Below are 318 nucleotides of genomic sequence, written 5' to 3'. Positions count from 1 at the left end.
GACCTTCCGGAACTGTGCCGAGCCGATCTTGAACAGGATGAACGCGACCAGCAGGGAGAACACCACGCAGGCGAAGAACCCGATGGGGAAGGCACCCCAGGTGCTGAGGGCTGTGAAGCTGTCGAGGAGCCACCCGATGGTCAGCGCCAGGGCGATGACGAACATCCACACCGCATGGATCGCGAACATCCCGGCACCGCCGAAGAACGCGCCCCCGATGCCCGGGTGCTTGGCCGCCGGGACCAGCTCGGCCTTGGCGAGCTCCTTCTCTCGTTCGACGAACTCGGCGTAGTTCGCGCGGAACTCCTGGAAGGCGTC

Annotated in this window: 1 protein-coding gene; it reads right to left on the bottom strand. The window is 65.4% G+C overall.

Annotation, left to right across the window (positions count from 1 at the left end; all coding sequences use genetic code 11):
- A partial coding sequence (locus FOJ82_RS16015) for a phage holin family protein (RefSeq protein ID WP_185975859.1) occupies positions 1–318 on the bottom strand: 318 nt, incomplete at both ends.

Origin of the sequence: Tessaracoccus rhinocerotis, from assembly GCF_007197885.1 — a bacterium.
In the GTDB taxonomy this organism is placed as follows: Bacteria; Actinomycetota; Actinomycetes; order Propionibacteriales; family Propionibacteriaceae; genus Arachnia; species Arachnia rhinocerotis.
This window is presented reverse-complemented; position numbering and strand designations above follow the sequence as displayed.